Raw genomic sequence first — 6,830 nt, forward strand, 5'->3', positions numbered from 1 at the left:
GCTTCATCGCCATCAGGATGCGGTCGCTGCCATGCTGCACCGGCAGGTGAAGGTGGTTCACCAGCTGCGGCACGCGGCCATACACGTCGATGAGGCGCTGGGTGAACTCGTTCGGGTGGCTGGTGGAGTAGCGGATGCGCTCGATGCCGGGGATCTCGGCCACGTACTCGATCAGCAAGGCGAAATCGGCGATCTCGCCGCTGCTGCCCATCGCGCCGCGATAGGCGTTGACGTTCTGGCCGAGCAGCGTCACTTCCCTGACGCCCTGGTCGGCCAGGCCGGCGACCTCGGTCAGCACGTCGTCGAACGGACGCGAGACCTCTTCGCCGCGCGTGTAGGGCACCACGCAGTAGCTGCAGTACTTCGAGCAGCCTTCCATGATCGACACGAAGGCGCTGGCGCCTTCCTTGCGCGGCGGCGGCAGGTGGTCGAACTTCTCGATCTCCGGGAAGCTGATGTCGACCTGCGGGCGTCGCTGCTGCGAGCGCCGCGCCAGCATCTCGGGCAAGCGGTGCAGCGTCTGCGGGCCGAAAACGACGTCGACATAGGGCGCGCGTTCGATGATCGCGGCGCCTTCCTGGCTGGCGACGCAACCGCCCACGCCGATCAGCACGCCCTTGGCCTTCAGATGCTTGATGCGACCGAGGTCGCTGAACACCTTCTCCTGCGCCTTCTCGCGCACCGAGCAGGTGTTGAAGAGGATCAGGTCGGCTTCGTCGACATTGGTGGTGGGCTCGTAGCCCTCGGCCGCCTGGAGCACGTCGACCATCTTGTCGGAGTCGTACTCGTTCATCTGGCAGCCGAAGGTCTTGACGAAGACCTTCTTGCCCGCGGTGGCGCTCATGCCGCGCTCCTTCAGGGCTTGATCCAGACCTGGGAGACCGCGTCGAAGCGCCAGGCTCGCGCCTCGGCAGGCGTGGTCGGCCAGGGCTTCTTCCCGGCTTCGCTCGCGGTCAGGATCCAGACGTCGCGCACGAAGCCTTGCCCGTCGAGCGTGTAGTTGACCACCAGCTTCTGCCGCGGCAGCGACGCCGGCATCTTGATCAGGTTGTCCGGCCCGAAGATGCGTGCGCTGGCCGCCAGGCGCGCCGGCTTGCCGTTCAAGGCCACTTCGGGTGACTGCAGGATCTCGATCGTGCCGCGCAGGGCATCGGGCTTGAAGGCGCGCAGGCTCTGCGCCGAGGCAGCCCCGGCCAACAGCAGCGAGGCGAGGAAGGCGACGAAACAGCGGTACATGGTGTGGATCCAGTGGCTGTCGTGGAAGGGAAGAAACCGAAACGGCTCCCGGTCTGGGTCAGACGAGGAGCCGTTCGGAGGATTCTGGTGGCGCTTCAGGGATTCGAACCCCGGACCTGCGGATTATGATTCCGTCGCTCTAACCGACTGAGCTAAAGCGCCTGAGCCCGCGAGTATAACGCGGCTCCGAATCCCGCTCGCGCGGCCCCTGTTCCGAGTTTCCCTGATGTTCAGCTTCTTCAAGAAAAAGGCCACAGCCGCGCCCACGCCCGCTCTAGCCGCACCTGAAGCGCCGGCCTCGGCCGAGCCGGCCGCTCAGCCACCGCAGCCCACCGAGCGCCGCGGCTGGCTCGACAAGCTGCGCCAGGGCCTGCGCCGCACCGGCAGCGGCATCGCGCAGGTGTTCACCGGCACGCGCATCGACGATGCGCTCTACGAGGAACTGGAGGCGGCGCTGCTGATGGCCGATGCCGGCGTGCAGGCCACGCAGTTCCTGCTCGACGACCTGAAGCGGCGCGTCAAGGACGCCAAGGCCACCGAGCCGGTCGCCGTGAAGGCGCTGCTGGCCGACGCGGTGGCCGAACTGCTCGCGCCGCTGCAGCGACCGCTGCGCGTGGGCGAGCACACGCCGACGGTGATCATGGTGGTGGGGGTCAATGGCGCGGGCAAGACTACCAGCATCGGCAAGCTCACCCGCCATCTGGCCGAGGCCGACCAGAAGGTGCTGCTGGCTGCGGCCGACACCTTCCGCGCCGCAGCGCGCGAACAGCTTCTCGTCTGGGCCGACCGCAACCGGGTGGAGATCGTCAGCCAGGAAGGCGGTGACCCGGCGGCGGTGACTTTCGACGCCGTGGTGGCGGGCAAGGCGCGTGGCTGCGACGTGGTGATCGCCGACACCGCCGGCCGGCTGACCACGCAGGCGCACCTGATGGAGGAACTGAAGAAGATCCGCCGCACCATCGCCAAGGCGCAGGAAGGCGCGCCGCACGAGGTGCTGCTGGTCGTCGACGGCAACACCGGCCAGAACGCGCTGTCGCAGGTGCAGGCCTTCGATGCGGCGCTCGGCCTGACCGGCGTGGTGATCACCAAGCTCGACGGCACCGCCAAAGGCGGCGTGCTGGCGGCATTGGCGCTGTGGGGCCGCAACCGCAATCAGCCGCTGCCGGTCTACTTCATCGGCGTGGGCGAGAAGCTCGAGGACCTTCAGACCTTCGACGCGCGCGAGTTCGCGCAGGCCTTGCTCGGCTGAGCTGCTCGTTCAACGCGGCGGCTTGTCGCCGCCGCCCAGCGGCGCCGGACCTGAGTTGAACTCGTCGAACCAGGTCGACGGCGGCGGCTCGCGCACCTCGATGCGTTCGTCCTGCGACTCGTCGCGGCCCTCCTCGTCGAAGGGCGTCGGGCGCGTCGCTCGGATGCGCGTGTCGGCGACGGGCGAACTCGCCGCGGCCACTGGGCCGGCAGGCCGCGGCATGATCATCTCGCGCGCCGCCTCGGCCGAGGGCAGGGCGTTGTCGGTCCAGACGTGCATCGGGATCCCGGCGGCCTTGAGCACACGGCCCATGCGATTGAGCCGTTTGCGGGCCCGTTCGCTCTCCGAGCCGGCCGGCGGCTGCACGTTGATGACCGCCAACACCTCCGAGGCCATGTCGCAGACGACCAGGTCGGCGCACTGTGTGCCCATGCGCCGCAGCCACTCGGTGTAGGAGTTGCGCGTCGGCACCTTCAGGAAGCGCGCCAGCGGTACCTGCGCGAGGATCATGTAGCCGGGCAGGGCGCGCTCGAGCGTGCCGTAGGCTTGGCGCTCGGCGCTGGTGAGGATGCGCGTGGCCGCGGGCGGCCAGGCGGCCACCGTGTCGAGGCGGCGTTCCTCGCCGCGTCGGGGCGATGCGGATCGGCCGCGCAGCACGGCCACGGCGATCAGCGCCACGACCGACACCACCACCAGCGCGAGAAGCCAGTCAGGCATCAGTGAGTCCCGTCGAAGTGTTCGCGAAGCGACGCAGCATAGCGTCTGACGGCGACGAGGTCACGGCGGGGAACGCTCAGCGCGGTCCGCCGGGCAGCTTCATGCCGCCCATGCGCTTCATCATCTTCATCAGGCCGCCGCCCTTCATCTTTTTCATCATGCCCTGCATCTGCTCGAACTGGTTGAGCAGGCGGTTGACGTCCTGAACCTGCACGCCGGCCCCAGCTGCGATGCGGCGCTTGCGCGTGGCCTTGATCAGCTCGGGTTTGCGGCGCTCGAGCGGCGTCATCGAGCAGATGATGCCTTCCATGCGGCGCACGTCGCGCTCGGCGCGGTCCATGTCGGACTGGCCGATGTTCGGCGTCTTGCCACCAGTGAGCTGCGTCGGCAGCTTGTCCATCAGTCCGGACAGGCCGCCCATCTTCTTCATCTGCGAGATCTGCATCAGGAAGTCGTTGAGGTCGAAGCCGTCGCCGGCCTTGACCTTCTCGGCGAGCTTCTGCGCGGCGGCGATGTCGACGCCCTTCTGCACCTCCTCGACCAGCGCGACGATGTCGCCCATGCCGAGGATGCGGCCGGCGTGGCGCTGGGCGTCGAAGACCTCCAGCCCGTCGATCTTCTCGCTGGTGCCGGCGAACTTGATCGGCGCGCCGGTGATCTGCCGCACCGACAGCGCCGCGCCGCCGCGCGAATCGCCGTCCATCTTGGTCAGCACGATGCCGGTCAGCGGCAGAGCCTCCCTGAACGCCTTCGCGGTGTTGATCGCGTCCTGGCCCTGCATCGCGTCGACGACGAACAGCGTCTCGACCGGGTCGAGGGCGGCATGCAGCTCGGCGATCTCCTTCATCAGCGCCTCGTCGATCGCCAGCCGGCCGGCGGTGTCGACCAGCAGCACGTCGACATAGTGGCGGCGCGCGTGGTCGAGCGCTGCGCGGGCGATGTCCAGCGGCTTGTCGGTGGCAGCCGACGGAAACCACTCGGCGCCGGCTTGCCGGGTGACCGTCTTGAGCTGCTCGATGGCGGCCGGGCGGTACACGTCGGCCGAGACCGTGAGCACCTTCTTCTTGCGCTTCTCGATCAGGTGCTTCGCGAGCTTGGCGGTGGTGGTGGTCTTGCCCGCGCCCTGCAGGCCGGCCATCAGGATCACCGCCGGGGGCTGCGCGGCGAGGTTGATGTCCGCCACGCCGTCGCCCATCGTTGCCGCCAGCTCGCGGTTGACGATGCCCACCAGCGCCTGACCCGGCGTGAGCGACCCCACCACCTCGGCGCCCAGCGCCTTGTCCTTCACCCGGGCGATGAAGTCGCGCACCACCGGCAGCGCGACGTCGGCCTCGAGCAGCGCCATGCGCACCTCGCGCAGCATCTCCTGCACGTTGCTCTCGGTGATGCGGGCCTGGCCGCGCATCGTCTTGACGGCGCGACTCAGGCGTTCGGTGAGGGTGGAGGCCATGGGGCGGCGCAGCCGGTGAACCCGGGGCGCGAAAGTACACTGTGCGGATGATTTTATCGTTCGGCCCCGACGGGGCGATGGGATGGGCGCTGGGCCTGCCGACACTGGTGGCGCTGCTCGCCTACGCGGCCGCGGCGGTCGTGCCCGCGGAGCGTGAAGCCGCCGTCCGCGGCACCCTGCTCGCGGGCTGGATCGCCCATGCGCTGGCCATCCTCGCCGACATCACGGGCCTGGGCGCGGCCACGGCCGGTGCGCGTTTCGGGTTCGCACCGGCGCTGTCGGTGACCATGTGGCTGGTGCTGGCGGTGTACGCGGTGGAGAGCCGCTTCCTGCCGCTGGGTGGCGTACGCCGGGCGCTCGCCCTCTTGGGGGCCGCGGTGGTACTGCTGGCCTTCCTCTTCCCCGGCGAGCTGCGGCCGCACGCGCTATCGCGCTGGGCGCCGCTGCACTGGGTGCTGGGGATCGCGTCGTACGGTCTGTTCGGGGCGGCCGTGCTGCACGGCGCGATGCTCAATCGTGTCGAACAGCAGATGCGCCAGCGCGCGGCAGGGGCGCCCACCGGCATGCCGCTGCTGCGCCTGGAGCGGCTGACCTTCCGCTTCGTGGGTGCGGGGTTCGTCGTGCTATCGGCAGCGCTGCTGCTGGGCGCCTGGTATGCCCAGCCGTGGCGCTGGGACCACAAGACGGTGTTCTCGATGCTGGGCTGGGTGGTGTTCGCCGCGCTGCTGGCGGGGCGGCGCGCCTTCGGCTGGCGCGGGCCCCTGGCCACGCGCTGGCTGTACGGCGGCGCGGCACTGCTGCTGCTGGCCTACGTGGGCTCGCGCTTCGTGCTCGAGATCGTCCTGCAGAGAGCACCGGGCTGAGCGATGAAGTACCTGCTGCTGGTGCTGGCCATCGTGGCCCTGATCTGGCTGATCCGCGGCGCGCGTCGCCGTGAGGCGCCGCCTGCAAAGCCGCAGCGCGATGTCGGCGTGCAGCCGATGGTGGCCTGCAAGCATTGCGGCGTGCACCTGCCGGCACACGAGGCCCTGCCCGGCCGGGGCGGTGTGTTCTGCGGCGAGGCCCATCGGGCCGAGTACGAGAAGCAGCATCCGTCCGGCTGAGATGGACCGGCCCATACGATGAGCGAGTCGCCGCGCCAGCGCGAACGCCGGCAGGGCGAACGACGCCAGCCGAGGCGCGCACCCACGGCCGACGAGTCCTGGTTCGGCGCCTTCGGGTCGGCCGAGGACACGCAGGTCTCGCCCGACGACACGGCGGCGGCGGCGGTGGAGACGCCCTCGCCGAAGACATCGTCGCTGGACTCGCGCCTGTTCTCGCGCCAGGCCGAGCGTATCGTCAGCGCCGGCCAGACGGCCTTCGACCGCATCTACCGTACCTTCATCGGCGCGCGCGCGGCGCTCGGGGTGGCGCTGGTGCTGGCGCAGGCGATCACCGGGCTGTTCGGCGCGCGGCCCTCGCTGGAAGCGGCGCTGATCAGCGTGGCCTACGGCACGCTGGCGCTCATCCTGTGGCTGCTGCCGCGCCGGCGCACGGTGGAGCCCAAGGCGCTGGCGAGGATCTTCGGCGCGCCGTGGCTGAGCACCATCGGCGTCGACCTGCTGACCTTCAGCGCGTTGCACATGCTCGCGCCGGGCTCGAGCCTGAACTACGTCGCCCTCCTGGTGCTTCCGGTGCTGATGGCTGGCGTGCTCACGCCGCGGCCGCTGGCGTTGGCCACCGCCGCCGTGGTGGCCATCATGCTGCTGGTCACGGCCTGGATCGACGGCCTGAGCGGAACCAACCTGACGCAACTGCTGACCCAGGCCGCCCTCGCGGGCAGCGGCTTCTTCGTCATCACCGTACTGGCCGGCGAGCTGGCCGGGCGCCTGGCCCGCGAGGAGCTGAGTGCACGCGGCAACATGGAGATGGCGCGCCAGCAGGCCGCCTTGAACCGGCTGGTGATCGAGGAGATGCAGGACGGCATCCTGGTCGTCGACCGTCGCGGGCGCGTGCGCGCCGCCAACCCGGCGGCGCGAAGGCTGCTCGCGCCCACCGGCATGAGCCGGCCGGCGCCGTTCCAGCTCCGCGGTGTCGAGGCCTGGTCGGGGCTGGTGCGCACCGTGGAGCAGGCGTTCGTCGAGTCGAGCTGGCCGGAAGCGGGGCGCGACGTGGCGCTGCAGTTCGAAGCCGGATCCA

General features: G+C 69.9%; 8 protein-coding genes and 1 tRNA gene. 4 read left to right on the top strand and 5 right to left on the bottom strand.

Annotation, left to right across the window (positions count from 1 at the left end):
* From miaB to AB7U92_RS13040, 3 genes are all read right to left on the bottom strand, one after another.
* Positions 1–844: tRNA (N6-isopentenyl adenosine(37)-C2)-methylthiotransferase MiaB (miaB, locus tag AB7U92_RS13030; RefSeq protein ID WP_428577313.1), on the bottom strand; the 844-nt coding region annotated here is incomplete at its 3' end.
* A gap of 11 nt (positions 845–855) precedes the next feature.
* Positions 856–1,236: a hypothetical protein gene (locus AB7U92_RS13035; protein ID WP_428577316.1), complete on the bottom strand. Its 381-nt coding sequence runs from the start codon at positions 1,234–1,236 to the stop codon at positions 856–858.
* Positions 1,237–1,321: 85 nt separating this feature from the next.
* Positions 1,322–1,398: transfer RNA gene (locus tag AB7U92_RS13040), tRNA-Met, on the bottom strand.
* 64 nt (positions 1,399–1,462) lie between these two features.
* On the opposite strand from AB7U92_RS13040, the gene ftsY reads away from it, so the two are divergent.
* The gene (ftsY, locus tag AB7U92_RS13045; protein WP_428577318.1) at positions 1,463–2,485 is read left to right on the top strand and encodes a signal recognition particle-docking protein FtsY; all 1,023 of its coding nucleotides are present in this window, start codon (positions 1,463–1,465) and stop codon (positions 2,483–2,485) included.
* Positions 2,486–2,494: 9 nt separating this feature from the next.
* On the opposite strand, the gene AB7U92_RS13050 is transcribed toward ftsY, so the two are convergent.
* Both AB7U92_RS13050 and ffh read right to left on the bottom strand, forming a co-directional pair.
* A complete protein-coding gene (locus AB7U92_RS13050) occupies positions 2,495–3,202 on the bottom strand; it encodes a DUF2726 domain-containing protein (protein WP_428577320.1) in 708 nt (235 codons plus the stop codon).
* Positions 3,203–3,278: 76 nt separating this feature from the next.
* Positions 3,279–4,652 (bottom strand): signal recognition particle protein, encoded by a 1,374-nt coding sequence (ffh, locus tag AB7U92_RS13055; RefSeq protein ID WP_428577323.1) that lies wholly within the window; start codon positions 4,650–4,652, stop codon positions 3,279–3,281.
* Between the two features lie 47 nt (positions 4,653–4,699).
* Here ffh and AB7U92_RS13060 point away from each other — a divergent pair, with 47 nt between their 5' ends.
* The 3 genes from AB7U92_RS13060 to AB7U92_RS13070 form a co-directional block, all read left to right on the top strand.
* Entirely contained in the window at positions 4,700–5,515 is an 816-nt protein-coding gene (locus tag AB7U92_RS13060) for a cytochrome C assembly family protein (RefSeq protein ID WP_428577325.1), read from the top strand.
* A gap of 3 nt (positions 5,516–5,518) precedes the next feature.
* On the top strand, positions 5,519–5,755 hold the full coding sequence (locus AB7U92_RS13065; RefSeq protein ID WP_428577328.1) for a PP0621 family protein: 237 nt from the start codon (positions 5,519–5,521) through the stop codon (positions 5,753–5,755).
* A gap of 18 nt (positions 5,756–5,773) precedes the next feature.
* Positions 5,774–6,830, top strand: a 1,057-nt coding sequence (locus tag AB7U92_RS13070; RefSeq protein ID WP_428577330.1) for a PAS domain-containing protein, incomplete at its 3' end; no start/stop codon positions are given.

It is taken from the genome of Piscinibacter sp., from assembly GCF_050175855.1.
GTDB lineage: Bacteria > Pseudomonadota > Gammaproteobacteria > Burkholderiales > Burkholderiaceae_C > Piscinibacter.

Excerpts from the sequence above, each read along its gene's own strand:
- AB7U92_RS13035 (WP_428577316.1), bottom strand. The coding sequence starts at position 1,236 with ATGTACCGCTGTTTCGTCGCCTTCCTCGCCTCGCTGCTGTTGGCCGGG.
- ftsY (WP_428577318.1), top strand. The coding sequence starts at position 1,463 with ATGTTCAGCTTCTTCAAGAAAAAGGCCACAGCCGCGCCCACGCCCGCT.
- AB7U92_RS13050 (WP_428577320.1), bottom strand. The coding sequence starts at position 3,202 with ATGCCTGACTGGCTTCTCGCGCTGGTGGTGGTGTCGGTCGTGGCGCTG.
- ffh (WP_428577323.1), bottom strand. The coding sequence starts at position 4,652 with ATGGCCTCCACCCTCACCGAACGCCTGAGTCGCGCCGTCAAGACGATG.
- AB7U92_RS13060 (WP_428577325.1), top strand. The coding sequence starts at position 4,700 with ATGATTTTATCGTTCGGCCCCGACGGGGCGATGGGATGGGCGCTGGGC.
- AB7U92_RS13065 (WP_428577328.1), top strand. The coding sequence starts at position 5,519 with ATGAAGTACCTGCTGCTGGTGCTGGCCATCGTGGCCCTGATCTGGCTG.